The 24,813-nt window shown below is 40.2% G+C and carries 24 protein-coding genes and 1 pseudogene; 11 read left to right on the top strand and 14 right to left on the bottom strand.

What is annotated here, in order from left to right; translation table 11 throughout:
- Positions 1 to 17: 17 nt before the first annotated feature.
- From BLP81_RS02280 to BLP81_RS02245, 8 genes and pseudogenes are all read right to left on the bottom strand, one after another.
- Positions 18 to 1,840, bottom strand: a pseudogene (locus BLP81_RS02280) (cytochrome c oxidase subunit I).
- Between the two features lie 23 nt (positions 1,841 to 1,863).
- The gene (locus BLP81_RS02275; protein WP_093365185.1) at positions 1,864 to 2,910 is read right to left on the bottom strand and encodes a cytochrome c oxidase subunit II; all 1,047 of its coding nucleotides are present in this window, start codon (positions 2,908 to 2,910) and stop codon (positions 1,864 to 1,866) included.
- Between the two features lie 25 nt (positions 2,911 to 2,935).
- The gene (locus BLP81_RS02270) at positions 2,936 to 4,243 is read right to left on the bottom strand and encodes a quinol:cytochrome C oxidoreductase (protein WP_093365183.1); all 1,308 of its coding nucleotides are present in this window, start codon (positions 4,241 to 4,243) and stop codon (positions 2,936 to 2,938) included.
- 29 nt (positions 4,244 to 4,272) lie between these two features.
- Positions 4,273 to 4,860, bottom strand: coding sequence for a c-type cytochrome (locus BLP81_RS02265; protein ID WP_093365180.1), 588 nt, complete (start codon positions 4,858 to 4,860; stop codon positions 4,273 to 4,275).
- Positions 4,861 to 4,864: 4 nt separating this feature from the next.
- Positions 4,865 to 5,392 (bottom strand): DUF3341 domain-containing protein, encoded by a 528-nt coding sequence (locus BLP81_RS02260; protein WP_093365177.1) that lies wholly within the window; start codon positions 5,390 to 5,392, stop codon positions 4,865 to 4,867.
- Positions 5,392 to 6,858, bottom strand: a complete 1,467-nt coding sequence (gene nrfD, locus BLP81_RS02255) for an NrfD/PsrC family molybdoenzyme membrane anchor subunit (protein WP_093365174.1) — start codon at positions 6,856 to 6,858, stop codon at positions 5,392 to 5,394. The genes BLP81_RS02260 and nrfD overlap by 1 nt, the downstream gene beginning before the upstream one ends.
- 32 nt (positions 6,859 to 6,890) lie before the next feature.
- Entirely contained in the window at positions 6,891 to 9,968 is a 3,078-nt protein-coding gene (locus BLP81_RS02250) for a TAT-variant-translocated molybdopterin oxidoreductase (protein ID WP_093365454.1), read from the bottom strand.
- A gap of 28 nt (positions 9,969 to 9,996) precedes the next feature.
- The gene (locus BLP81_RS02245; RefSeq protein WP_093365171.1) at positions 9,997 to 11,337 is read right to left on the bottom strand and encodes a c-type cytochrome; all 1,341 of its coding nucleotides are present in this window, start codon (positions 11,335 to 11,337) and stop codon (positions 9,997 to 9,999) included.
- A 200-nt stretch (positions 11,338 to 11,537) separates the two neighbouring features.
- Here BLP81_RS02245 and BLP81_RS02240 point away from each other — a divergent pair, with 200 nt between their 5' ends.
- The 10 genes from BLP81_RS02240 to BLP81_RS02195 all read left to right on the top strand — a co-directional run bounded on the left by BLP81_RS02240 (position 11,538) and on the right by BLP81_RS02195 (position 19,250).
- Positions 11,538 to 11,909 (top strand): SPOR domain-containing protein, encoded by a 372-nt coding sequence (locus BLP81_RS02240; protein WP_093365168.1) that lies wholly within the window; start codon positions 11,538 to 11,540, stop codon positions 11,907 to 11,909.
- Positions 11,910 to 12,011: 102 nt separating this feature from the next.
- Complete coding sequence (locus BLP81_RS02235) at positions 12,012 to 12,692, top strand: TIGR04282 family arsenosugar biosynthesis glycosyltransferase (RefSeq protein WP_093365165.1); 681 nt, start codon at positions 12,012 to 12,014, stop codon at positions 12,690 to 12,692.
- Between the two features lie 63 nt (positions 12,693 to 12,755).
- A complete protein-coding gene (locus BLP81_RS02230; protein WP_093365162.1) occupies positions 12,756 to 13,091 on the top strand; it encodes an arsenosugar biosynthesis-associated peroxidase-like protein in 336 nt (111 codons plus the stop codon).
- A gap of 45 nt (positions 13,092 to 13,136) precedes the next feature.
- Entirely contained in the window at positions 13,137 to 14,189 is a 1,053-nt protein-coding gene (gene arsS / locus BLP81_RS02225; protein ID WP_093365159.1) for an arsenosugar biosynthesis radical SAM (seleno)protein ArsS, read from the top strand.
- Between the two features lie 19 nt (positions 14,190 to 14,208).
- Positions 14,209 to 15,177, top strand: coding sequence for an arsenosugar biosynthesis arsenite methyltransferase ArsM (gene arsM, locus BLP81_RS02220; RefSeq protein ID WP_093365156.1), 969 nt, complete (start codon positions 14,209 to 14,211; stop codon positions 15,175 to 15,177).
- A gap of 91 nt (positions 15,178 to 15,268) precedes the next feature.
- Positions 15,269 to 15,763, top strand: a complete 495-nt coding sequence (locus BLP81_RS02215) for a rhodanese-like domain-containing protein (RefSeq protein WP_093365153.1) — start codon at positions 15,269 to 15,271, stop codon at positions 15,761 to 15,763.
- A complete protein-coding gene (locus BLP81_RS02210) occupies positions 15,763 to 16,395 on the top strand; it encodes a TIGR04282 family arsenosugar biosynthesis glycosyltransferase (protein WP_093365150.1) in 633 nt (210 codons plus the stop codon). Before BLP81_RS02215 ends, BLP81_RS02210 begins: the two co-directional genes overlap by 1 nt.
- On the top strand, positions 16,392 to 17,204 hold the full coding sequence (locus tag BLP81_RS02205; protein WP_093365146.1) for a purine-nucleoside phosphorylase: 813 nt from the start codon (positions 16,392 to 16,394) through the stop codon (positions 17,202 to 17,204). The genes BLP81_RS02210 and BLP81_RS02205 overlap by 4 nt, the downstream gene beginning before the upstream one ends.
- Positions 17,205 to 17,368: 164 nt before the next feature.
- Complete coding sequence (locus tag BLP81_RS02200; protein ID WP_093365142.1) at positions 17,369 to 18,469, top strand: acyloxyacyl hydrolase; 1,101 nt, start codon at positions 17,369 to 17,371, stop codon at positions 18,467 to 18,469.
- A 31-nt stretch (positions 18,470 to 18,500) separates the two neighbouring features.
- Complete coding sequence (locus BLP81_RS02195) at positions 18,501 to 19,250, top strand: GIN domain-containing protein (RefSeq protein ID WP_093365137.1); 750 nt, start codon at positions 18,501 to 18,503, stop codon at positions 19,248 to 19,250.
- An 11-nt stretch (positions 19,251 to 19,261) separates the two neighbouring features.
- Here the strand turns inward: BLP81_RS02195 and greA are convergent, their stop codons facing one another.
- Positions 19,262 to 19,738 (bottom strand): transcription elongation factor GreA, encoded by a 477-nt coding sequence (gene greA / locus BLP81_RS02190; RefSeq protein WP_093365133.1) that lies wholly within the window; start codon positions 19,736 to 19,738, stop codon positions 19,262 to 19,264.
- Positions 19,739 to 19,850: 112 nt separating this feature from the next.
- Between greA and BLP81_RS02185 the strand changes: the two genes are divergently transcribed.
- Complete coding sequence (locus BLP81_RS02185) at positions 19,851 to 20,276, top strand: Rieske (2Fe-2S) protein (RefSeq protein WP_093365129.1); 426 nt, start codon at positions 19,851 to 19,853, stop codon at positions 20,274 to 20,276.
- On the opposite strand, the gene BLP81_RS02180 is transcribed toward BLP81_RS02185, so the two are convergent.
- From BLP81_RS02180 to BLP81_RS02160, 5 genes are all read right to left on the bottom strand, one after another.
- Positions 20,269 to 21,237 carry an ABC transporter ATP-binding protein gene (locus tag BLP81_RS02180; protein ID WP_093365125.1) on the bottom strand — a complete coding sequence of 323 codons (969 nt, stop codon included), beginning with the start codon at positions 21,235 to 21,237 and terminating at the stop codon, positions 20,269 to 20,271. The two genes, BLP81_RS02185 and BLP81_RS02180, sit on opposite strands and share 8 nt — an antisense overlap.
- An 88-nt stretch (positions 21,238 to 21,325) precedes the next feature.
- On the bottom strand, positions 21,326 to 21,910 hold the full coding sequence (locus BLP81_RS02175) for a DUF3332 domain-containing protein (RefSeq protein ID WP_093365121.1): 585 nt from the start codon (positions 21,908 to 21,910) through the stop codon (positions 21,326 to 21,328).
- Positions 21,911 to 21,988: 78 nt separating this feature from the next.
- Entirely contained in the window at positions 21,989 to 23,254 is a 1,266-nt protein-coding gene (locus BLP81_RS02170; protein WP_093365118.1) for a BaiN/RdsA family NAD(P)/FAD-dependent oxidoreductase, read from the bottom strand.
- Positions 23,255 to 23,292: 38 nt separating this feature from the next.
- Complete coding sequence (locus BLP81_RS02165; protein ID WP_093365114.1) at positions 23,293 to 23,895, bottom strand: N-acetylmuramoyl-L-alanine amidase family protein; 603 nt, start codon at positions 23,893 to 23,895, stop codon at positions 23,293 to 23,295.
- Between the two features lie 162 nt (positions 23,896 to 24,057).
- On the bottom strand, positions 24,058 to 24,795 hold the full coding sequence (locus BLP81_RS02160; RefSeq protein WP_093365107.1) for a hypothetical protein: 738 nt from the start codon (positions 24,793 to 24,795) through the stop codon (positions 24,058 to 24,060).
- Positions 24,796 to 24,813: the final 18 nt, after the last annotated feature.

The raw sequence follows: 24,813 nt of genomic DNA, 5'->3' as shown, positions 1-24,813 counted from the left end.
CAGTGTATAATTATACATTATTCATTTAACTCTTCTTCGTTCTCTTGTAAAGGAACGTTTTGAGGGACAAAATCCTGCCCAGGAATAACATACTCCGTTTCGTCCTTATTCATTTTACTGTAATCGTAAGGCCATCTGTAAACTTTTGGAATTTCACCCGGCCAGTTCCCGTGAATGTGTTTCACAGGCGTAGTCCACTCCAATGTATTCGATTTCCATGGGTTTTGTTCAGCTTTCTTTCCATAGAAAATAGAGTGAATGAAATTATATACAAAGAACAATTGAGCTGAAGCCGTGATAAAGGCAAAGACGGAGATTAAAATATTGGTATCCGCTAAATCATCGAAATATGGAAATTCTGTAAATTTATAGTAACGTCTTGGTAAGCCTGCCATACCTATAAAATGCATCGGGAAAAAGATTCCATAAGCACCAACTGCTGTGATCCAGAAGTGAACATAACCCAGGTTTTTGTTCATCATCCTTCCGAACATTTTTGGAAACCAGTGGTATACACCTGCCAGTAATCCATATAATGCGGATATACCCATCACTAAGTGAAAGTGAGCAATAACAAAATAGGTATCGTGAACGTTGATATCTAAGGTACTATCTCCCAGAATGATTCCCGTTAAACCACCAGTAACGAAGGTTGAAACCAAACCGATAGAAAACAGCATCGCCGGGTTTAGCTGTAAATTACCCTTCCAAAGCGTGGTGATGTAGTTGAAGGCTTTGACACCTGATGGAATTGCAATTAATAAAGTTGTAAATGTAAATACGGAACCTAAGAAAGGATTCATACCGGACACGAACATGTGGTGACCCCAAACGACGGTCGATAAGAAAGCAATGGCTAAAATAGAAGCGATCATAGCTCTGTAACCAAAAATAGGTTTTCTCGAGTTGGTGGCTATTATTTCTGAGGTGATACCCAGTGCTGGAAGCAAAACAATGTAAACTTCCGGGTGACCTAAAAACCAGAATAAGTGTTCGTACAATACTGGCGAACCTCCTTGATAGGATAATACTTCGCCTTGGATGTATATGTCACTTAAAAAGAAAGACGTTCCAAAACTTCTGTCCATCAGCAATAATAAACCCGCCGCTAACAAAACCGGGAAGGAAACCACCCCAATGATAGCTGTAACAAAGAAAGCCCATATGGTAAGCGGAAGTCTAGTCATAGACATGCCCTCTGTCCTCAGGTTAAGCACCGTCACAATATAATTAAGAGAACCTAACAAAGAAGATGCTATAAATATAGTAATGGCTACCAGCCATAAGGTCATACCAAGTCCTGAACCGCCAATAGCCTGTGGCAATGCACTTAAAGGCGGATACACCGTCCAGCCGGCTGAAGCAGGTCCTGCTTCGACGAAAAATGAACTGACAATGACAATGGATGAGATAAAAAACAGCCAGTAAGAAATCATGTTCATAAAACCTGAAGCCATATCTCTTGCACCAATTTGTAAGGGGATAAGCAGGTTACTAAATGTACCGCTAAGTCCGGCGGTTAACACATAAAACACCATGATGGTCCCGTGAATTGTAGAAAGTGCCAAATAGATACTTGGATCCATGACACCGCCTTCACCAAATTTGCCTAACACAAGACTTCATAAATCCAAAAGGATTCATTTGGCCAGGCCAACTGTAGTCTCATCAGCATGGACATAGATATCCCAATAACCCCCATGATGAGTCCGGTTATTAAATATTGCTTAGCGATCATCTTATGATCGGTACTGAAGATGTACTTTTCTATGAAAGTGGGCTCATGATGACCTCCCTCGTGTGCATGATCGTTAGCAAGTGGTTGTGCAGCTACTGACATATATATTCTTATTTATTTTATAATTAATTTTGGGCTGTTAATTCTCCAAACGATTGTTGTTCTTCTATCCACTTCTGATATTCCTCTTCGGTTTCAACAACAATTTTCATCTGCATGTTGTAGTGGGATACACCACAAATTTTGTTACACAACAGATAATATTCAAATTCATATTCTTTTTCGTCAGGACCTAAATTGTCGTTGTTTTCGCGAATTTCGTTGATATTTCTAACTTTTTCAACCATGTATTCGCTATTTCGGATTTCTTTAGAAGTTGTTGTAGGGGTAAAACCAAACTGGGTAATCATACCTGGAACAACATTCATCTGGGATCTGAAAAACGGAAAATAGGCAGAGTGCAGAACATCCTGAGACCTGAACTTGAATAAAACAGGTCTGTCCACAGGTAAGTGAAGCTCTGTGGTGATGATATCATCCTGGGCATAAGGATCGGATTCATTAAGGCCCAGCTGGTTTACACCTTCGATAAATCTTACGTTGGCTTCACCCAGTGTTCTGTCTTCTCCGGAGTATCTTGCTCTCCAGTCGAATTGGTAAGCGTAAATCTCAATCACCAAAGTTTCATCGGTTTCTTCAACGTTCATAATTTTAGACCAGCTAAACAAACCATAAATAATCAAGGCTGCAAGCGTAATAACCGGAATAATCGTCCAGATGAATTCGAGTTTATCATTATCCGCATAGAAAAGCGCTTTCCTTCCTTTTTGTCCACGGTACTTATAGGAAAACCAGTGAATTAAAAACTGGATAATGACCTGAACAAACATGATAAGACCAAGTGAGATAAAGAACAGCTGATCATATTCAGCGGCATGATCAGAAGCTCCTGGTGCGTAAAATTTACTCAGTTCCCAGAAGGAGTAAATCATCAATCCATAGAGGAAAACAATGAACACCAAAAACAATTTACCCTGCTTTTCATTGTCTTTGTTGTTTGCTATTTGTGAGTCATCGCTTTCAACAGGCTGAGATAATTTGAAGATTTTTGAAATCTGCCAAATCGTAATTCCCAATAAAGCGGCGACTAGAATTATAAGTAATGCGATCATCTTCTATCTTTCTTTTAAATATGTTTTAATAGTGATATTGTTTACTTTCTTCCAAGAAAGCACTGTGTTTGACGGTAAGCGGAGCTTTAGCCAGTGCTTTGAACACTGTAAATATAAATATTCCGGAGATAAGCAATATGGAACTAACTTCAGGAATACCGATACTCCAGGATTCTCCAACGGTTCCAGGCATAATCATCACAAAGAAATTGAGGTAATTTCCAACCAAAATAATGATACCCGCAAAAACAACAATCCAGTTGATTCTTTTGAAATCTGAATTGATAAGAATCAGCATAGGTAACGCCCAGTTTAAAATAACAGTTCCAAAGAACAGGACAGGGTAATCCTGAAGCCTGGCGGCATAGTAAGTCACTTCTTCAGGAATGTTGGAATACCATATCAATAGAAATTGTGAAAACCATAAGTAAGCCCAGAAAATAGAGAAACCCATCATGAATTTTGCTAAATCATGAATATGGCTGTTATTCACATACTCTAGGTAGCCTTTACCTTTCAGATAAATGGTTACCAACGCAATTGTGGTTACAGCAGAGACCAAAATGCTAGCCAAAACAAACCAGCCAAACAAGGTACTAAACCAGTGTGTGTCTATGCTCATGATCCAGTCCCAGGACATCATAGATTCAGTGACGATGAAAAAGACCAGAAAACCAGCAGATAACTTGAAGTTACGCTTATGAAGGCTTAAATCGAAACCTTCGTCCATCTTTCTCGAGTTCTTAATAATCAGTTTCGAAAATAAAATCCAGCCGAGGATATAAATGGATGCTCTTATTAAGAAGAAAGGCGTATTGAGGTATGCGGTTTTATTCTGAATAATCTCATCGTGGGCAACAACATCGGGATCCATCCAGACAAAAAGGTGGTTAAGGTGTAAGCTGGAAAGCACCAGCAATAAATAAACCAGGATACCCCCAGGTACTAAATAGGAGGCAATGCCTTCCATGACTCTGAATAAAACGGGGGACCAGCCTGCCTGAGCAGCATTCTGTAAAGCATAGAACACAAAGACACCCAAAGAAATCAGAAAAATGAATAAAGCCGGAACGTAAAGAGCAGCCCAGGGTTTGTTTTGTAACTGATGGTAAACATGCTCCGCATGTTCATCAGCATGAGCATCTTCTGAAGCGTGGTCGTCACCTACCATGGCCACACTTTCACCACCGTGCGATGCACTCTCAGCATGGAGCATTTCCTTGACCTCTTCTACAGAAGATGGAGCATTGATGAAACTGACAACTAAACCAATAGCCCCTATAATGATAAGGATTAAAGAGAATAATTTTATTTTATTTGACATTGTGTACATAATATATCAGCTATGTATTATAATTAGTTTTATTCTGATTCTGTTTCAAATTCCCTTGGATCCTCACCTTCCAGTTCTGCCTTCAGCTTCATGACGTAGTGATCTACCATCCATAATTCTTCATTGTTCATTTGGGAAGCATAAGAGCCCATGGTATTAATACCATACCACATGACGTGATAAACGCTGCCTTCTGTTATGGCTCTACCCTGGTCATCATAACTCGGCACACCAAGAATCTTTTCGCGCTCTACCAAATAACCTTTGCCTTTCCCATTTTCACCGTGACAGATCGCACAGTATATATTGTAAAGCTCTTTTCCTTTGGCTAAGTTTTCTTCAGTATAAGGAAGCGTATTTTCTAGCTCTGCTTTCGCTTTGTTATAGCCTTCAGTATCATCCTCATATTCATACGGCGTAAAACCTCTGGATATAGTCCCGTCAGCTATCAATAAAGCTTCCTGCTCCTGGGGAAAGATTTCATACTCCCCGTAGGTATCGTAAGGAACTGAAACGTACATATTTGGAAAATACTGATAGTTACGCTCTCTTTTATCGGAACAGGAGATAAAAGCCAGGCTAAAAGCTATAAGTACTATGGTAAACAAACTTTTCATAAATTTATTTATTATCTATTAATTTAATTTCAGAGGCTCCGTTTTCATGAAGCACTTCTGCAATCGCTTGCACATTGTTTTCATTAACTGAAATTTCCATCAAAAACTTATCATCGGTGGTTCTTACATCTGGGTTTTCGGCTTTTTTGAAAGGCCATAATTTGCTTCTCATATAAAAGGTTATCACCATAAGGTGTGCGGCAAAGAAAACAGTCATTTCAAACATGATCGGAACGAAAGCCGGCATGTTTTCCAAGTAACTAAAACTTGGTTTACCACCAATGTTTTGAGGCCAGTCCTCTATCATCATAAAATTCATCATCCAGGTCGCCACCGCAAGGCCCACCAATCCATAAAGGAAAGAAGTGATTGCGAGTCGGGTATGTGGCAAGCCCATGGCTTTATCCAGTCCGTGAACGGGAAATGGACAAAATACCTCGTCAATACTATATTTTTTTTCACGCAAAGCTTTAACGGCCTGCATCAATATATCATCGTCTGTAAAAATCGCATGTAAAACTTTTGATGCCATTATGAGTTCGATTTAGAATTAAACTGTGCTGAAAAATCTGGTAAAGGTTCCTGTTCTGGCTCATCATACAACTTCGCATCCTCACCCTTTTCAGCTCTTATCTTTTTATATTTTTCTCCAGAAGATTTTAATATAGACTTCACTTCTGCCTGCGCAATAACAGGGAATGTTCTGGCGTATAATAAGAATAATACAAAAAAGAATCCGATAGTCCCTATAAATATCCCAATATCCACAAATGTTGGAGAGAACATCGTCCATGCCGATGGCATATAATCTCTGTGAAGTGAAGTTACGATAATTACAAAACGCTCAAACCACATTCCGATATTTACGACTATCGAAATAAAGAAAGAAAACATAATACTTCTTCTCAATCTCGGGAACCACATGAACTGTGGGGAGAACACATTACAGGTCATCATCGCCCAGTAAGCCCACCAATAAGGACCGGTAGCCCTGTTTAGGAAGGCATACTGTTCGTATTCAACCCCGGAATACCAGGCCATAAACAATTCGGTAATGTAGGCGACACCCACAATAGATCCCGTAATCATGATCACGATATTCATCAGCTCGATATGCTGAATCGTGATATAATTTTCAAGACTGGATACTTTTCTCATAATGATAAGAAGCGTGTTCACCATGGCAAATCCTGAAAATACAGCCCCTGCAACAAAGTAAGGAGGGAATATCGTGGTATGCCATCCCGGAATGACGGAGGTCGCAAAGTCAAAAGATACGATGGTGTGTACAGAAAGTACAAGTGGAGTTGCTAAACCGGCAAGCACCAGGGAAACTTCCTCAAAACGCTGCCAGTCTTTGGCTCTACCGCTCCATCCAAAAGATAAAATCCCGTAGATGTGCTTCTGAAAGGGTTTGACAGCTCTGTCTCTTATCATTGCAAAATCCGGAAGCAAACCTGTCCACCAGAATACCAGAGACACAGAAAGATAAGTAGAAATCGCAAACACATCCCAAAGCAAGGGCGAGTTAAAGTTCACCCATAATGATCCGAATTGGTTTGGTATAGGTAACACCCAAAAAGCCAGCCAGGGACGCCCCATGTGGATAATCGGGAAAAGACCTGCCTGGATAACAGAGAAAATAGTCATGGCTTCCGCAGAGCGGTTAATAGCCATTCTCCATTTTTGTCTGAATAGTAAAAGTACGGCAGAAATAAGCGTTCCTGCGTGACCAATACCTACCCACCATACAAAGTTGGTGATATCCCAGGCCCAACCCACAGTCTTGTTGAGACCCCAGACACCGATCCCTTCGGATACGGTATAAATTATACAGCCTAAACCCCATAAAAAGGCGATGAGTGCTATCGAAAAGACAACCCACCATGATTTATTTGCCTTCCCTTCCACAGGTCTGACCACGTCCAATGTAACATCATGGTAAGACTTATCTCCTGTAACTAAGGGTTTTCTAATAGGCGATTCGTAATGAGACATAATTTATTATAAATTTATTCTTAGTTAGTTGATTATGCTTCGGTTGTATTTCGAACTTTAGTCTGATACATCACATTTGGTTTAGTTCCTAAGTACTCAAGCAAATGATACATTCTATCATCCTGTGTTTTTTTGTACACAACACTCTCTTTGTCATTGATATCTCCAAACAGAATAGCGCCATTATCACAGGCAGAAGAACATGCCGTCTTAAATTCGCCATCCTCTATAACTCTTCCCTCGCGCTTGGCATCAAGAATTGTTTTTTGAGTCATTTGGATACACATGGAACATTTTTCCATGACCCCACGAGACCTTACAGTCACATCCGGATTCAATACCATTCGACCTAAATCGTTATTCATGTGGTAATCAAACTCATCGTTTTGATTGTATAAGAACCAGTTGAATCGTCTTACTTTGTAAGGACAGTTGTTAGCGCAATACCTTGTACCCACACAACGGTTATAGGTCATATGGTTTTGGCCCTGACGCCCGTGAGCTGAAGCAGCAACCGGACAAACCGTCTCACATGGCGCATGATTACAATGCTGACACATCACAGGCTGAAAGATTACCTGAAGGTCTCCTTCTGAAGCATTTTCAAGATCACCATAGGTATCTATAGCACTATTTAAACCGGAAATATCGTTTTTAAGCTCATAATCTCCCTGTATGGTGTCTTCTGAAGAATAATAACGGTCAATTCTTAACCAGTGCATATCCCTGCTCTTACGGATTTCACTTTTTCCAACTACAGGAACATTGTTCTCACTGTGACAGGCGATAACACAGGCACCACAACCTGTACAAGCATTAAGGTCTATAGACAGATTGAAATGATGTCCAATAGAACGGTCAAATTCATCCCATAAATCCACCTCAGGACTGGTAACCTCAACTTCCTGATGGTTAAGTGAAACCTCGGGAGTTGCATTCCAGTAATGCTTGTCTTTGGTATTGAAAATCTCTAAAGTCGTTTCCTTTACGATATCTCGTCTACCCATCATGGTATGCTGAAGCTGCACACAGGCAAACTCATGCACACCACTCACCTTTTCGAGACGCACGGTTTGGTGAGCATCAAAGTTTTGGTACAAGGGAAACGCATTAACACCAACCTGCATTTCTTCCTGGATAGCCTCGGTTTTACCGTAACCTAAAGCAATACCGATAGAACCTGGAGCTTGTCCGGGCTGTATAATAACAGGTAGTTTTTCTAATTTTTTATCACCTAAAGTTACCGTCACGTAGTCTCCGTTCAAAGCACCATTGGCAACATTTGAATTTTCTAAACCTAGCGCCTGTGCATCAGATTGAGAAACGGTAACATAGTTATCCCAGGAAGTTCTGGTGATTGGGTCTGGCATTTCCTGCAACCATGGGTTATTGGCATAAGAACCATCACCCATAGAAACCTTGGTATACAACGTCAGTTCCAGTCCTTCTGAATCACTCTGAGAAACCAGTTTTTTAGCTCCAGCAGGAATATCTATAGCAGGGACATCAGAGGTCTTTGGCAGGTCCATATCAAAAACATAACTTCCGTCATGAAGAGATTTATTCCAGGATAAGCCCTCGTAAGTCGACTTGAAGTTTGCTTTTATGTATTCATAATATTTTGCAGAATTACCGTTCAATTTCAACAAACAGTCTTCGAACTGCCTGGTATTGAACAGTGGCTTGATGGTTGGCTGCATCAGACTAAAGTCTTTTTTAGTAAACCTAACGTCTCCCCAGGATTCTAAGTAATGAGGAGTTGCAGCTATATACTTGCAGAGCTTAGCCGTTTCATCTTTCTTCATAGAAAAACTCACGGTAGTATCCACATTAGCCATAGCAGCAGTAAACTCATCCGCATTAGGCAGGGAGTAGGCTGGATTTGCACCTGCAATCATCAAAGCACCAACATTTCCGGCTTTCATGTCAGAAATTAAGGTCTGGATTTTAGAATTTTGACCCTGACGAATCAAGCGAGGGTTTTCAGTATCCAAAGCCCTGCTCGATAATTTTTCGTTGATTTCTAAGGCCATCGCCTGAGCTTCAACAGAATCTAAACCTGTTACGAAAACAGCTCCACCAGAAGCTTTGGATTTCAAGCTTGAAACCACGCTATCAACCTGATTTTTAAGCGCACTGTTTAGATTTGTAGTGGCGACTTTACCAACGATTTGGTTATAAACCTCAACTACAATTTGTTTTTGCAAAGAGGGCTTAACCGAAACTCTTTTATCGGCATTTGCACCAGTTAAAGTCATGTTGGCTTCAAACTGGACGTGGCGGGACATTTTTCCGTTCTTCGGAACTCTGCTTTTGCTGTAACCAGAATCAAAAGCTCCACCCTGCCAGTCTGCAAGGAAATCTGCGCCTACAGAAACAATCATCTCCGATTTGGAAAAGTCGTAGTTAGGAAGCGCTCTGTAACCATACTTAGCTGCAAAAGCATCGACAGCAGCTTCATCAGAAACCGTATCGTATACAAGATGAACTACATTAGGATAGTTCTCCTGAAATTCTTTGATGAGCTTATCTGTAGAAGGTGAAGCAAAGGTTTGCGTTAAAAGATAGGTTTTCTTATCTGCTTTAGCTTTTAAGTCAGACTCTAGAGAGGCGAAGAACTCAGTCCAGGTCACATCTCTGTTTTCAATCTGTGGATTCTGTAGACGCTTGATGTCATATAAATCCAAAACTGAACCGTAAACTCTGGCCTTACCAGCAGAAAGTCCAGTCGCTTCTTTATTCTTTTCAATTTTGATAGGGCGTCCTTCTCTTGTTTTCACAAGAACACTTGCAAAATCAAACCCATTGGCAATGGTTGTAGCGTAATAATCCGCAACACCCGGCACAATACGCTCTGGCTGGACAACATAAGGAATAGATTTGATAACGGGACCTTCACAGGCTGCCAAGGATGCAGCAGCTGTACTAAACCCAACATACTTTAGGAAATCTCTACGCGAAGTTTGAGAACCCTCTAACTTTTCCTTATCACCTAAAAACTCATCTGCAGGAATATGTTCTGCAAATTCTTTTTGTTCAAGCGCTTCAACCAAAGGACTGTTTTCCTTAAGCTGCTCAGCACTTTTCCAATATTTCTTTTCTGATGACATATTGAACTTTAATTTTTCTAAATTAATATTAATAATGACACTTTCCGCATTCCAGACCACCCATATCGGCGACGGTAAACTCTTCTACACCATACTTCTCGGAAAGCTCTTCATGAATTTTTTCGTAATACGCGTTATCTCCAACCTTAATTTTAGATTCCCGGTGACAATTAATACACCAGCCCATGGTTAAGGGCGCATATTGCTTTTGAATCTCATAGGTCTCTACCGGACCGTGACAGGTCTGACATTCAATTCCAGCGACGCTAACATGCTGAGAGTGATTGAAGTAAGCGAAATCAGGTAAATTATGAATTCTGATCCATTTTACAGGCTTGGTTTCTCCGGTATAGGATTGCGTAGACGTATCCCAGCCTGTAGCTTCGTAAAGTTTTTGGATTTCCGCATTATAATCGACCCCATATTCTTCCTTGCCTTCCGCCTGAGTTTCTTCCGCTACCTCAGCAATCTGCTTATGGCAGTTCATACATACATTAAGCGAAGGAATTCCTGAATGCTTGGACACCCTTGCAGAAGAATGACAATACTTACATTCAATTTGGTTTTCACCAGCGTGTATTCTGTGGGAATAGTGAATTGGCTGAATTGGCGCGTAACCCTGGTCGACTCCAACCTGCATCAAGAAACCATAACCTCCCCAGGCCACTGCAAGCAACAAGAAAATAACAGCGACAAAAATCAAAAATTGATTTTCAGCAAAGGCTACCCAAATAGGCTTGCCCTTGGGCTTATCTGCTTTTATTGGGATACCGTTAGCCTCAGCAAAACGGTTAAGGGTTTTATTAACCAGATAAAGTATAACCGAAAGCACTAATAAAACTATAGCCAATAGCCCGAGTACAATTTCCGTAGAAATTCCAGCTCCGCCCTGAGCCTCTGCTCCAGGAGCTGCAGCTACATCCGCTTTTGGCTCTGGTTTTGGCTCTTCAACATAAGCCAAAATATCATTGATATCCTGATTGCTCAACTGAGGAAAAGCATTCATCGCTACTTTATTCCACTCGTTGTAAAGCTCAACAGCCTGGTCATCACCAGATTTTATAAGTTCCTGACTATTTTTAATCCATTCATACAACCACTCCATCTCTCTTCGCTCGGTTACACCGTGAAGAGAAGGACCAGTAGCATTCTTATAGCGCTTGTGGCAAGCCGCACAAAGTGAATTAAACAATTCTTTTCCCTTTGCAGGATCTGAATTCACAACCACTTCAGGCACATAGGACCCGTACCCACTACTTTCTTCTCCGGCCTCCGCTCCATCCTGAGCAAAAGCTGTAAAAGTTAAAAGCAAAAAGGACACTAGAAGGAAATGTTTCAGAATAAATGGGCGTTCCATCGACTTTTTCATATAATATTTATTAACCTATTTCAATGTGATACCCATAAAAACGTGCGATTAGGCATCAAAAAAATTGACAACAAAAGTAACACTTAAAGAACGTTTCTGGAATACCTACATATGTTAAATGGCAATTTATAATCTTTCTAAATTACAATTTGAAGCCTTTATTTTACGTTTAACTGTACATTTGCTTCAAAACCAATACGATGTTAAAAAATTTGATTTTTGTTAGTTTCATATTTTTATTTTCAACACTGTCAGGCTGGGCTCAAAAACTCAATTCGACAGAACTCAATACAATTGAAAATCTCATCAAGGTCAAACATGACCTGGAATCCAATCATGAACTCAAAACGACTTATAAACTTCAAATTTTTTCCGGCTCCCTGGAGGAAGCAGAAGAAAATCAACAAAAGTTTGAATCCTTACAACTCGATATTACGTCTAAAATCATTTATCAAACTCCGAATTACAAGGTTTGGGTGGGTGATTTCAGAAACCGGATACAAGCAGACAGGGCTTTTGATAAAATAAACTCTGAATACCCCAACACGCTTATTATTCGTCCTGGGAAATAAGATCTGATTTTATCGTAACCAAACCTGGCAGAAAATCGATTTTACCACAAATAAGGTGAATAACTCCAGTAAGGTTTTGATCACCGATGAGACTAAGTATACATGAAGACATCTGTAGCCCTTTTAATTTTCTCCAGATCTGTAGAAGCTGAATGTAGTTTCAAGGGTTTTGCCGGCAATCAGCTTTTTTTTCAAAGTCAGGAAAATCGACTTAAAAAACTGTGTTCCAAAACAGGGCTTGATGTTTTCAATCATGACGAACATCAACAACAGGGAAACACGTTCGGGGAACGTTTTTGCAATGCTCTTTCTTCAGTATTTTCAAGAGGATATGACAAGGTCATCGTCATAGGTAATGACTGCCCCCAGTTAAAATACAAACACCTTCAGTCTGGAATAGATGCTCTCCATTCTGGCAAGGCGTGTTTGGGCAAATCTTTTGATGGCGGATTCTACCTGCTGGCCATTCAAAAAAAGCATTTCAATCATTCTGACTTTTTAAATCTAAGCTGGAATACGTCAGATGTAAGTTCAGAAGTTATTCAATTGCTCAGCACCAAAGCTGAAGTCAGTTTTACTCCTACTTTAAAGGATATCGATAAGCAGTCTGACTTTTCAGGCTTGCTCAATTTTTCAAAGCAACTCTACACCGATGTTATTTTGATATTAAAAACCATGCACAAATCTTATGATTTTGGTTTTCAAAGTCCTTCTTTGTATGTCAAAAACATCATTTCTGGGTCTTTTCTCAACAAAGCTCCACCTCTGCTTTCTAGAGCTTAAGAAACAGCAACATAAGATTTATAGTTTTACATAACCCCGGGCAATTGCCCCTAATCTCATACTATGGCAGATTCATATTACGATCCTAAAGACCTCAGAAAATTCCCGAAAATCACAGACTGGAATCAGGAACTGGGCGACAAATTTTTCGAATACTACGGTAAAGTTTTTGAAAAAGGAGCGCTTTCTGAACGCGAAAAATCACTGATTGCTCTCGCCGTTTCTCATGTGGTGAAGTGCCCGTATTGCATTGACGCTTACACCCAGGACGGGCTCCAACGCGGCATTACCAAAGAAGAAATGATGGAAGCTGTACACGCCGGAGCTGCCATTGAGTCTGGCGCCACTCTGGTACACGCGACGCAAATGATGAAAAAATACGACAAGTTAAGTCATTAAAAGACGGACTTAAACCGCGATTTAAACCTTTAAAATTAATCAACCATGGCAACGAAATCTCTGCTTGCAAGAAAGAAACTGATGGCTAAAGCCGAGGAGCAGCTCAAGTTCCTGTCTAACGGAATTTTCAAAGATGAACTTCCTACCTTCAGGCATCAGTTGGAAAAGATCGAAGATTTCCCGCTAAAGCCTAAGGCACTGGAAATTCTCCAGCTCAATCTGGGCTATATGTGTAACCAGGTTTGCGAGCATTGTCACGTAGATGCAGGTCCGGATAGAAAGGAGATCATGACCAGAGGAACCATGCAGCAATGCCTGGAGGTCATTAAAACGACCAAGGCACATACTTTGGATCTGACCGGAGGTGCTCCGGAAATGAATCCCAATTTCAGATGGTTTGTGGAAGAAGCGGCCAAACTTGGTGTCAAAGATTTCATCGTCAGGTCCAATCTGACCATCATACGAGCAAATAAAAAGTATTATGACCTGCCTGAATTTTTCAAAAAACACAATGTTCATGTCGTGAGTTCCATGCCCCACTGGACCAAAGGAAAAACCGATAAACAGCGAGGTAGCGGTGTTTTTGATAAATCTATAAAAGCGCTGCAGGACCTGAATGCCATAGGCTATGGGTTACCCGATTCTCCCCTTAAACTGGATTTGGTTTACAACCCGTCCGGGGCGTTTTTACCTTCCAACCAGGAGGCTTTGGAACAGGATTTCAAAAAGGCGCTCAAAGAAGATTTCGGTATTGACTTCAACAGTTTGTTTACCATCACCAATTTGCCCATCTCCCGATATCTGGACTACCTCATCGCCTCAGATAATTATGAGGATTATATGTACAAACTGGTAGAGGCCTACAATCCTGCTGCGGTCAAAAATGTAATGTGCAGGAATACGCTTTCTGTAAGCTGGGATGGCTGGCTTTATGACTGCGACTTCAATCAAATGCTGGAAATGAAAGTGGAAAGTCCGATTCAACATATCAAAGACTATAACGAAGAGCAACTGCAGGAGAGATCTATATGTGTCTCACAGCACTGCTACGGATGTACGGCTGGCGCTGGAAGCTCCTGTCAGGGGAGTGTGGTTTAAAACAAATGAAAAGTAAAGAATGAGTTATTTAAAAACTACTTACGACGTCTATAAAGACGCTGCACTTAAGCCGGATGTGGGGCTATGCTGCACAACAAATCCCATCTGGGAATTACCAGGGCTTAAAATTCCCAAGATCATGCAGGAAATGAATTATGGTTGCGGAAGCACCGTTCATGCCAGGGACCTTTCCAACAACCCTAAACTGCTTTACGTAGGCGTTGGAGGGGGGATGGAATTGCTGCAGTTTGCTTATTTCAATCGCCAGAAAGACGGAGTGATAGGCGTAGATATGGTAGACGAAATGCTGGAGGCTTCCAGGAAAAACTTCAAAGAAGCAGAGCAAATGAATCCCTGGTTTAAAAGCGATTTTGTGGCTCTCAAAAAAGGAGACGCCCTAAATCTTCCTGTGGAAGACAAGAGTATAGATGTCGCTGCTCAAAATTGCCTTTTTAATATATTCAAAGCAGAAGATCTGAAGAAAGCCATTGAAGAAATGTACCGCGTGCTGAAACCCAATGGCAAACTGGTGATGAGCGATCCTACCTGCGAGCAGCACATGAATGACACCCTGAGAAACGACGACAGGCTGAGGGCACTTTGCTTAAGCGGCAGTTTGCCTTTGGCTGATTATGTGAAGGCCCTTACAGATGCCGGGTTTGGTACCATTGAGATACGCGCCAGAAAACCTTATCGCATTCTGGACCCGAAACATTATCCAACCGACGAATTGATTTACATAGAGTCGGTAGAAGTAGCGGCCATCAAAGATCCTATGCCCGATGACGGTCCCTGCATTTTTACGGGAAAAGCAGCGATTTATTATGGCGACAAACCCTTCTTCGACGATCAAAAAGGTCACATTTTATTGCAAAATCAGCCTCTGGCTATTTGTGATAAAACCGCTAAGGCGCTATCAGATTTGAGAAGAGAAGATATCTACATCAGTGAATCTACATTTCACTATGATGGCGGCGGATGTTGTTAAATAAACAGCAAGAAATTATAAAGTAGAGTTCGGCCAAAAATAAGCGCCTAACTTTGCCAAAGCTACCTCTAAACTGTATAATTTAATTTACATGAAACCCAGGTTAATCTTACTTATTCTTATATTTCCACTACTTGCTTATTCCCAAAGTATTGACGAAGCAATCCAAAAATATAACGAACACAAAGTTGAATACATAAGCGTTCAGGAATTAGCTGAACTTAAAGACTCCGATCGAAACATAAAATTACTCGACACCAGACAAGCTTCAGAATATAGCATCAGTCATATTCAAAATGCCATTTATGCTGGGTATGAAAATTTTAAACTAACAGCTATCCAAGATAAAATCAACAAGCAAGACACAATTGTGGTCTACTGCTCCATAGGAGTGCGTTCTGAAGATATTGGAGAACGGCTTCAAAAGGCGGATTACAAACATGTTTTCAATCTCTATGGAGGTATTTTTGACTGGGTAAATCAAGGCCGTAAGGTTTACGACCAAAAAGGTGAACCCACCGAAAAAATCCATGCTTACGATATATTCTGGAGCAGATACCTTAAGAAAGGTCAAAAAGTATATTGATGAATAACCTGGTTATCGTTTTTGCTAAAAACCCGCAGCCTGGCAAGTGTAAAACGCGTTTAGCCAAAAGTATAGGGGATGAAAAGGCGCTTGAAGTTTACAAGGAACTCCTCAAACACACTGCTAGAACTATAGGCAAGGTCAAGGCTAATCGTGCCGTCTTTTATTCCGAAGAAATTCGGAGTGGAGATTTATGGAGTGATACCAAATTCCAGAAACAAGTACAAAGCAAAGGGCATTTAGGACAGAAAATGCAGGCCGCTTTTGCCTGGGGCTTTGCGCAAGGCTTTTCTAAAATCTGCATTGTAGGCAGCGATTTATTTGAACTTAGAGCCTCAGACCTAGAGAACGCCTTTCTGAAATTGGATCAAAACGATGCGGTCTTTGGACCAGCCAACGACGGCGGTTATTATCTGATGGGTATGTCCCGATTTTATAAAAATGCTTTCCTGAAAAAAGCATGGAGTACCGAAATAGTTTTGCAAAAAACCCTTGAAGATTTAAAAGGATTAAGCCTTGCTTTTCTCGATACCAAAACCGATATTGACACCGTGGAAGACCTGGCTAAACATCCGGAGTTTCATCCTTACATTCCCGCTCAAATGTTAAGAAAATTATCTAAAGACCTATGAAAGAAAGACTCAACAGAACAGTAAGTTACCTCGAAGAAAAAGGCTTTTCAAACCCGGAAATCGGCATTATTCTCGGTACCGGACTTGGAAAACTCATCGATAAAATTGACATTGAAAAGGAAATCAGTTACAATCATATTCCGCACTTTCCCACTGCTACTGTAGAGTTTCACCAGGGTAAATTCATCTTCGGGAATCTGGCCGGCAAAAAAGTAGTGGTGATGCAAGGGCGTTTTCACTTTTACGAAGGCTATTCCCTTCAGGACATCACCTACCCTGTTCGCATCATGAAAGAGCTGGGCATCAAAAAACTCCTGGTTTCCAATGCTGCTGGAGCCATTAACAAAGGCTATAAGAAAGGTGAATTGATGTTGATTGACGACCACATCAATCTGCAGGGCGGTTCACCGCTGGCTTTTAAAGGCGTTTCACAATTTGGGGAGCGTTTTGTGGACATGCTGGCACCTTACGACAAGGAGATGAATGCAAAATTCAAGGATATTGCCAGGGAAAACGACATCACCTTGCACGAAGGGGTTTATGCGTCGGTGGTAGGCCCTCAGCTGGAAACCCGGGCCGAATACCGCTATTTGAAAATCATTGGGGCCGATGCAGTAGGTATGAGCACCATTCCAGAAATTATAGTGGCCAACCACCTCAAGCTACCGGTTGCCGCTATTTCGGTATTGACCGACGAATGCGATCCGGATAACTTACAGCCAGTAAACATCGAAGAGATCATCGCCGTCGCCAATGAGGCCGAACCTAAGTTGGTTAAACTTTTTTCCAGTTTAATTGAGACGCTTTAGGGTGTTTACGGGCCTGTCTACAAAACAGGCGGGCTTTTGATAACTCAGAGAAATAGGCCTGTGAGGTTTCTAAAACCTCACAGGTCTTATGAAAAGGGGCTTGCAAAACTTAAGTTCACTTCATCAAATAAAGTTTAAGTTTGCAGATTCCAGTTGACTAATCAATGAAAACAAACTACCTGTTATGCTTATGGCTTTTTCTGTGCTTACACTCAAGCATAGCGCAGGAAAAAAACCATTCCGATGCTTTTCATGTGGACTACCTCTATGGTAAAATTATGAGGCACAGTCCGCAAATCCTACACCTTATCCAGGGTCCTACCCAAGGCATTTTATTGTCATGGGAACGCAAAACCTACGGTAAAAAAAACTGGCAGCAGCTGTATAACTACCCAAGTTATGGCGCCTCTTTATTAGTCCAAGATATGGGCTCCCCAGACTTGGGCCGAGTGTATAGCCTCCACGGCGAGTACAGGTTTTTCTTTTGGGAGCGACAGCTCAGCCTGAAAGCCGGACTTGGTGCAGGCTATATTCCCAATACTTATGATCCCATTGAAAATCCTAGAAATACAGCTTACGGCTCGTCACTCACGGCTTCGATTATCTTTGGCTTGGAATATCGACTTAAGCAAATTTTTGGCTCACCCATCGATTTCAAATTTGGTGGGTTTCTGGTGCATTATTCCAATGGCAAAACCAAATCACCCAATACCAGCACCAATAATTACGGGGTTCAAATCGGACTCAGCCATCAGTTTTCAGAAACAGAAAAGAGATATAAAACTCCTGTTTTAAAACCAATCACTAAATCCTGGTCCTGGGATCTTGTGGCGGCTACAGGAGCCAACGACAGTGGCATCTGGGGAGAAGATAATGAGGCTTTTTTAACGCTAACGACTTCGGTTAACAAACGGCTTTCTCACCGCAGTGGGTTAAGTCTGGGTGTAGATGCTTTTTTTACACCTTCTGTGAAAACGTATATAGAGTATAAAGCAGCAGCCTTCCCTGAAGAAAATCAGTTTCAGGGCGATGAAGACTGGAGACGAGCTGGTTTATTTCTGGGTCATGAACTGTATTTGGGGAACTGGAGTGTGTTATCGCAAATCGGGTATTATGTGTATTATCCTATTGATTACCTAAACAGAGAATATTTGAAAGTCGGAGTTCGGCGCTACTTCACAGATCAATTTTATGCCTCCCTTTTACTCAAATCCCATTATTCTAAAGCGGAAGCCATAGAATTTGGAATAGGCATACGCTTATGAAGTCCTGGTTAGATACTCTTAATTGAATACAATGAAAAAATTAGCTGCTTTATTCATCTTTGCTCTCTTCATCACTGGCTGTGATCCAGATAGCTCAAAGGATTGCTTACAAGGAAAAGGCAAGGTTGAAACACGGATTTTTGAAATTTCTGATTTGGAAAGAATCATCATCAGAGAAAACCTAAGGATTGAGATTACCTATAGCGACGAGGAAAGCCTTGAAGCCGTTGGTGGTGAACACCATCTGAATCAACTCGAGATCAGTCAAAATGGAAACGAATATGAATTTAAGGTCAGTAGCCTTTGTACTACCGGATTTTCTGAAGCGCCTATCGTCTTAAAATTAAGAAGTTCAAAACTAACGTATGTAAGGAATTCTTCACAATTCGAGGTCGTAAGCACCAATACTTTAGAGTTTGAAAATCTTACTTTGATATCTGAGGATTTTAATGACCCTGGTGCCTTGAATCTAGGAAATTTCAAGATAGAAGTAAACAATAAAAGACTAAACCTGGTGGGAAATGGGATATCAGATTTCGAAATTTCGGGAAAGACACAGCAGTTTCACTTTAATACGGCCTCCGGCTCAGGGACTATTCTGGCAAGACATTTAGAAGCGCAGGAAATTACTTTTTTTCATCGCTCCTTCAGAGAAGCCATTATTACTCCTATACAGTCTTTAAAAGGAGAAATAAGATCTTCAGGGAATCTAATCAGCACAAAAAAACCTCCACAAGTGGAGGTTGATGTATTTTATACGGGTCAGCTTATTTTTGAATAAGCTGAAAATTTTTAATCTCTTGAGACTTCAAGGATTTCAAAAGTAATTTTACCGTTAGGCACTTCAATTTCTGCGGTGTCTCCGGCTTTTTTCCCAAGAAGACCTTTTCCGATTGGTGAATCCACCGAAATTTTTCCTGTTTTTAAGTCAGCTTCACTCTGAGCAACCAGCTTATAGGTCATCTCCTGGTTCATTTTGGTGCTTTTTAACCTCACCTTACTATGAATTAAAACTTTGGAGGTGTCCAATTGTGACTCATCTATGACTCTTGCATTGGCGACTACTTCTTCAAGTTTTGCAATACGCATTTCCAGCATGCCCTGAGCTTCCTTAGCAGCATCGTATTCGGCATTTTCACTCAGATCTCCTTTATCTCTGGCATCGGCAATATCCTGAGAAGCTTTAGGACGTTCCACATCTCTCAACTGGTCGAGTTCTGCTCTCAGCTTTTTCAAGCCTTCTTCTGTATAATAAGATACTTTACTCATAATCCTGTCGTTTATATATATAACAAAAAAAGAATCTCACGGCTTTTTGAGATTCTATAAAGCAAATATAATATTTTTGTGGTTTCAAAGTCATAAACATCTAAAAATTAATATGAAAGCTATTGTTCTTCTTATTGGACTCTCATTTTTATTGAGTTGTGAAAGCGATGACAGCCTTAGGAGAAATCCCAATTTGCTCAACATCAATGTAAACTATGAAGCCGATTTGAGTCTCCCACAATTCAATAACCTCAACTTCAGCGGCAATTCCGTTTATGTTCCTGGCCAGGGTAATCTTGGGCTTATCATTGTAAATTCCGGAAGTAGTTTTTTAGCCTGGGATGCAGCAGATCCCAATTTGGTTCCGCGCGATTGCTCCAGGCTTATTATAGAGGGTCTCAATGCTGAATCTAGCTGCGATAATTCTCCAAATAGCTACAGCCTTATCACTGGACAACCTCTTGTGGAAAATTTGAGGTATCCTTTATTTGCCTATCGAGTTACAGAAAGCGGCGGAATACTTAGAATTTTCAATTAAGCCGTTTCATTATTTTTTCCTTATCCAATCCAAAACTAATCTCATCGCCTATATATACTTCTGCTTTGGAAGTTGCAAAAATTGAGGTGAACTTATAATCTATTTCTACAAGGTAATGCGAACCTTTAAAATAGCTTGATATAATTCGCCCTTTATAAGTGGCATTTTCCTGAATATCAATTTCATGAGGATAAACCAAGACCTTCTCCTGATGGCCTTCCAGACCGAATTCTGAGGCCTCTAAACTATTGACATCACCAAAAAGGGAAGCACAATAGACATTTTTAGGCTGGTTATACACCTGAAAAGTAGGTCTAAAATCTATAGATTTACCATCCTTTAAAATCATTGTAAAATCTGAAAATGGCAGGACATCTTCCGCGTCATGTGTAGCAAACATACAGGTGATTTTATTTTTTTTAAGAAATTGAAACAGACGCCGTCTCAGTCTGTGTTTCAAAAATTGATCGATATGACTGAAGGGCTCGTCCAGTAAAATCAATTCCGGCGGGTTGGCGAGAGCCTGAGCAATAGCCACTCTTTGCTTCTGACCACCACTCAGAGTTTTTACTTTTTGGTGCTTCACTTCTTCAAGATCAAATAAGTCGATGAGTTCGTCACTTCTTTTCTTGTTTTGACTTGGTGTTTCTCTCGATAAAAACTTCTGGATATTTTCTTCGGAAGTGGTAAAGGGCATCAAATCAAATTCCTGAGACAGGTGTTTGAATTTCCGGAAGCCAGGAACCAAATTAAATGCGGGTCCAAGAATTTCTTCATCTTTCCAATAAACTGACCCCTTCTGCAAATCAAAAAAGCCATATACAGACTTGATAAGAGTGCTTTTACCACAGCCACTTTCACCAATTACAGCCAAATGATCTCCTTTCTGTAATTCAAAATTGATCTCGGTAATACCGGTATCCCCTTTATGAAAGTAGGCGAGATCTTTTACTTTGAGCATGAATACTTATTTATACAAAGGTAACTAAAGCAAAAAGACCGAAGTCAAATGACTTCGGTCTTTATAAAATTTCAATCTAGGCGTAAGCTTATTTAGCTTCAGCCCACATAGAGGCTTCATAATCTGCTACTTTACCTTGTAAAATAGCCATGTTTTGCTCTTTAGAGGCTGTAGGATCCATTTGTATAGCATCACCTTCTGGAGTATACACCATATAAAATCCATCTTTCATGGAGGCGAGTTTAATGAGCTCTCCGTTTTCGTCAATGGTGTTCCACGTTTTATTTTCGGGTGTGTAAACCATCTCTAAGCTTTGTCCTTTATTATCACCGGAAAGAATTTCAATATTAAAGTGATTTTTAGTGGCGGTCATTTTTACATCTTCGCCGTTTATTGTGGCATACTGCGTTTCTTTTTCACCTTCTGCCATGGCGATAGGATTATTTCCTGTCCAAAATTCTAAAACATTAAAAAATAATACATCACCTGCTATAAATAATCCATAAACAGGAACGATATTTAAGGCCCAAAAAATTAAATTGTCTATAAACTTATTGTTTGTCACTCCGTCATTCCAGTCCCTTAACGAATTAAAGGCACTGAAGGAACCCAAGCAACTTGTGCTTAATAATGTCATTGACAGGGCTCCACAAATAAAAATCTTCCTTTTCATAGTGTTTAGTTTTTAAGTTAATGACATCAATTTAACAGAAATAAGGGACAAACCTTTAGGCTAAACAGAATTTTAACATTACAGAACCTCGGCAATATGTCTAGCACAAACGTATGAACTCGTCCATGCAGCCTGAAAATTAAATCCTCCGGTTACGGCATCGACATCCAAAACTTCTCCGACAAAATATAAATTTGCATGCAATTTACTTTGGAAGGTTTTGAAATTGACTTCTTTCAAATTCACTCCTCCTGCAGTTACAAATTCATCTTTGAAAGTGCTTTTACCGTTCACATGAAACTCTCCGGCGCAAAGTTCTTCCGCTAGAGTTTGAATTTGATGTTTACTGATATTCGACCAATTCAAATCCTGATCAATAGAAATATGATCCAAAAGGCTTTGCCAAAACCGTTTAGGCAGGCCTTCCAGAGGCCTGGTGTATAAGAATTGTTTAGGCTGAGATAGTTTAAACTCTTCAAACAGAGATTTCAAAGATTCCACATGGTGTTGTGGCAACCAATTCACTCTCATTTGAAACTGATGATTCAATTCATAAAAGATTCTGGCCCCCCAGGCCGAAAGTTTTAAAATGCAGGGACCACTCATCCCCCAATGGGTTATCAACAGGGGACCAGAGGATTGTAAGCTTTTGAGTTTTGACCTGGAAACACCCCTGTCTTTGGTGGTGAACACTTCAACCTCGGCAGGAAGACTAATCCCTGAAAGACTCTGCAGACGCTCATCTTTTATATTAAAAGTAAACAAGGAGGGCACCGGCTCTACAACTTCATGACCAAGGCTTTGGATCAATCGCCACATTTTTGGGCTACTGCCTGAGGCAATAATGAGTTGTCTGGCCTTTATATGAATATCCTTTCCCTTCAGTTCCCAGGAATAATCCTGGTCTTCCAATTTGGTAATCACATCTATACCCGTATTGGTTTTGACCTCAACACCTAGTTTGTCTGCTTCATTTTGAAAACAATCAATGATGGTTTGCGAAGAGTCTGATGTGGGAAAAACACGACCATCCTCTTCTATTTTGAGCTCAACACCTCTCTCCTCCAGCCAGGCAAAAATATCACCCGTCATAAATTGATGAAATGGACCAAGAAGTTCTTTATGACCACGTGGATAATTTTTGGCCAAAAGTTTAGGATCAAATTCGGCATGAGTCACATTGCAACGTCCCCCGCCAGAAATTTTAACCTTACTCAAGACCTGCTTTCCCTTTTCCAGTATGACTATTTTTGCTGCTGAATTTGAGGCTGCAAGATTAATACCTGCGAAAAATCCTGCTGCTCCACCACCAATTATGGCTACATCTGTTTCTGTAATTTTCATTCAGCAAAAGTAAAGGAATAGATGCTTTTGCCAGTCAATTAATCTAAGGAAGAGGCGATTTGTTTGGCCAAAAACTTTTGTCCAAATTCAGAATTGAGATACTTCATGTCCTCAGGATTGGACAAGAAGCCAAGTTCAACTGTAACTGCCGGGCAGTTTAAATTTCTCATAAGAAAGAAATTAGCAGATTTTAGACTTGAAGTTTTAAATTCTTTACGTTTAAAGGACTCCAGTATTTTGGTTCCGAAGTAAGAGGATTTTATGGTGAATTCATTTTCTGCTACAAAAACCTCAACTCCATTTCTTTCCCTGTCCTTTGAGTAATTAGCATGAAGAGAAATGACTAAATCTGGTGAAAGAGCTTCTATTTTGCTTATCCGTTCCTGAAGAGACATGAACTTATCTTCGGTTCTCAAAAGGATGATCTCGATATTTTTATCTTTGCAAAGTTCTTTTAGATGAGAAGATACGTCTGCAACGATCTGTTTTTCTAAAACAGTATTATTTATAGCACCGGAATCTGAACCTCCGTGACCAGCATCAATAACGACTTTGATTTTATTTTTATTGGGATGAGTAGGGTCTGCAGAGGCAAAATTGAATCCCACGCACAAAACAAATAAAAGGCAAAATAATCTCATAACACTCAATTTTCAGATAGCCTAATTTAAATATAATTTTTTAGAAAATTAAGGTTTTCTTATGAGAATATTATTTTTTTAACATTGGCATCAAACTGAATAGCCTCAGGGCAAAATAATTCAAAAAATTGATTTTCACTATATTACACTGCCCCCTTCATTTTAGTTGTTTTTAGATTTAGTTGAGTTCCACCAATCCATATACTTTTCGCTGTAGTTGTAAAGCTTTTCAATTAAATCAAGTTTATTCAATTTTTCTAAATAATAATACTCTAGTTGCTGTAAAGCCAGGAATTCATAAAACAATTTATGATTTTCTTTAGGGATACCGAGCTCCTGACTTAGAAATTCTTCATCAAAGAAGTCATCTCTTAGAAATAAGACTTCAAAATCTTCAACACTTATAAATTCTGGTTCTGGATCTGCTGGCTCTAAGGTTTGATCCCTTTTGAAAAGATCAACAACCGACTGGATGATATTCCCAATATTTCCTTTAGAGGTTCTGTAATAATTGGGGTGCTTTTTAATGTCTTTTTGGATCTGACTCGCGAGTTCATCATCTAAATCTTCAACAGCCGTGTTTCTGGATCGATAGCCAGTGATTTTCACTTCATCCAGGGTTGAAAACTTCAGTTCTACAACAATTTTTTTCTCAAGATCCTGTTTTTGGACAATCAACTCATATAAGTCGTAGGCAACATAAGAAAAGTGAACCGTATCTCCCACGGCTGCTTCCACTCTGAAATAGCCGTACGGATTTGACACCTCAAAAAGGTCCTGACTTAAATTATGGATCCGGACTCGAGAAACTCTACCTTCAGCATCATACACATAGCCTTCAATCTCTTGGGCGTAAGTACTAATAGAGCTAAAAATCAGAAGGAAAAGGAATTTTTTCACAAGTAAACTTATTAAACT

Origin of the sequence: Psychroflexus sediminis (genome assembly GCF_900099815.1) — a bacterium.
In the GTDB taxonomy this organism is placed as follows: domain Bacteria; phylum Bacteroidota; class Bacteroidia; order Flavobacteriales; family Flavobacteriaceae; genus Psychroflexus; species Psychroflexus sediminis.
The sequence above is the reverse complement of the archived record's forward strand: the minus strand, read 5'-3'. Positions and strand labels throughout refer to the sequence as shown.

Coding starts and splice junctions, on each gene's coding strand:
- BLP81_RS02230 (WP_093365162.1), top strand. CDS start 12,756: ATGGCAGATTCATATTACGATCCTAAAGACCTCAGAAAATTCCCGAAA.
- arsS (WP_093365159.1), top strand. CDS start 13,137: ATGGCAACGAAATCTCTGCTTGCAAGAAAGAAACTGATGGCTAAAGCC.
- BLP81_RS02170 (WP_093365118.1), bottom strand. CDS start 23,254: ATGAAAATTACAGAAACAGATGTAGCCATAATTGGTGGTGGAGCAGCA.
- BLP81_RS02215 (WP_093365153.1), top strand. CDS start 15,269: ATGAAACCCAGGTTAATCTTACTTATTCTTATATTTCCACTACTTGCT.
- BLP81_RS02250 (WP_093365454.1), bottom strand. CDS start 9,968: ATGTCATCAGAAAAGAAATATTGGAAAAGTGCTGAGCAGCTTAAGGAA.
- BLP81_RS02185 (WP_093365129.1), top strand. CDS start 19,851: ATGAAAGCTATTGTTCTTCTTATTGGACTCTCATTTTTATTGAGTTGT.
- BLP81_RS02245 (WP_093365171.1), bottom strand. CDS start 11,337: ATGAAAAAGTCGATGGAACGCCCATTTATTCTGAAACATTTCCTTCTA.
- BLP81_RS02260 (WP_093365177.1), bottom strand. CDS start 5,392: ATGGCATCAAAAGTTTTACATGCGATTTTTACAGACGATGATATATTG.
- BLP81_RS02235 (WP_093365165.1), top strand. CDS start 12,012: ATGAAGACATCTGTAGCCCTTTTAATTTTCTCCAGATCTGTAGAAGCT.
- BLP81_RS02175 (WP_093365121.1), bottom strand. CDS start 21,910: ATGAAAAGGAAGATTTTTATTTGTGGAGCCCTGTCAATGACATTATTA.
- BLP81_RS02240 (WP_093365168.1), top strand. CDS start 11,538: ATGTTAAAAAATTTGATTTTTGTTAGTTTCATATTTTTATTTTCAACA.
- BLP81_RS02200 (WP_093365142.1), top strand. CDS start 17,369: ATGAAAACAAACTACCTGTTATGCTTATGGCTTTTTCTGTGCTTACAC.
- BLP81_RS02180 (WP_093365125.1), bottom strand. CDS start 21,237: ATGCTCAAAGTAAAAGATCTCGCCTACTTTCATAAAGGGGATACCGGT.
- BLP81_RS02165 (WP_093365114.1), bottom strand. CDS start 23,895: ATGAGATTATTTTGCCTTTTATTTGTTTTGTGCGTGGGATTCAATTTT.
- BLP81_RS02205 (WP_093365146.1), top strand. CDS start 16,392: ATGAAAGAAAGACTCAACAGAACAGTAAGTTACCTCGAAGAAAAAGGC.
- nrfD (WP_093365174.1), bottom strand. CDS start 6,858: ATGTCTCATTACGAATCGCCTATTAGAAAACCCTTAGTTACAGGAGAT.
- BLP81_RS02210 (WP_093365150.1), top strand. CDS start 15,763: ATGAATAACCTGGTTATCGTTTTTGCTAAAAACCCGCAGCCTGGCAAG.
- BLP81_RS02195 (WP_093365137.1), top strand. CDS start 18,501: ATGAAAAAATTAGCTGCTTTATTCATCTTTGCTCTCTTCATCACTGGC.
- greA (WP_093365133.1), bottom strand. CDS start 19,738: ATGAGTAAAGTATCTTATTATACAGAAGAAGGCTTGAAAAAGCTGAGA.
- arsM (WP_093365156.1), top strand. CDS start 14,209: ATGAGTTATTTAAAAACTACTTACGACGTCTATAAAGACGCTGCACTT.
- BLP81_RS02265 (WP_093365180.1), bottom strand. CDS start 4,860: ATGAAAAGTTTGTTTACCATAGTACTTATAGCTTTTAGCCTGGCTTTT.
- BLP81_RS02275 (WP_093365185.1), bottom strand. CDS start 2,910: ATGATCGCATTACTTATAATTCTAGTCGCCGCTTTATTGGGAATTACG.
- BLP81_RS02270 (WP_093365183.1), bottom strand. CDS start 4,243: ATGTACACAATGTCAAATAAAATAAAATTATTCTCTTTAATCCTTATC.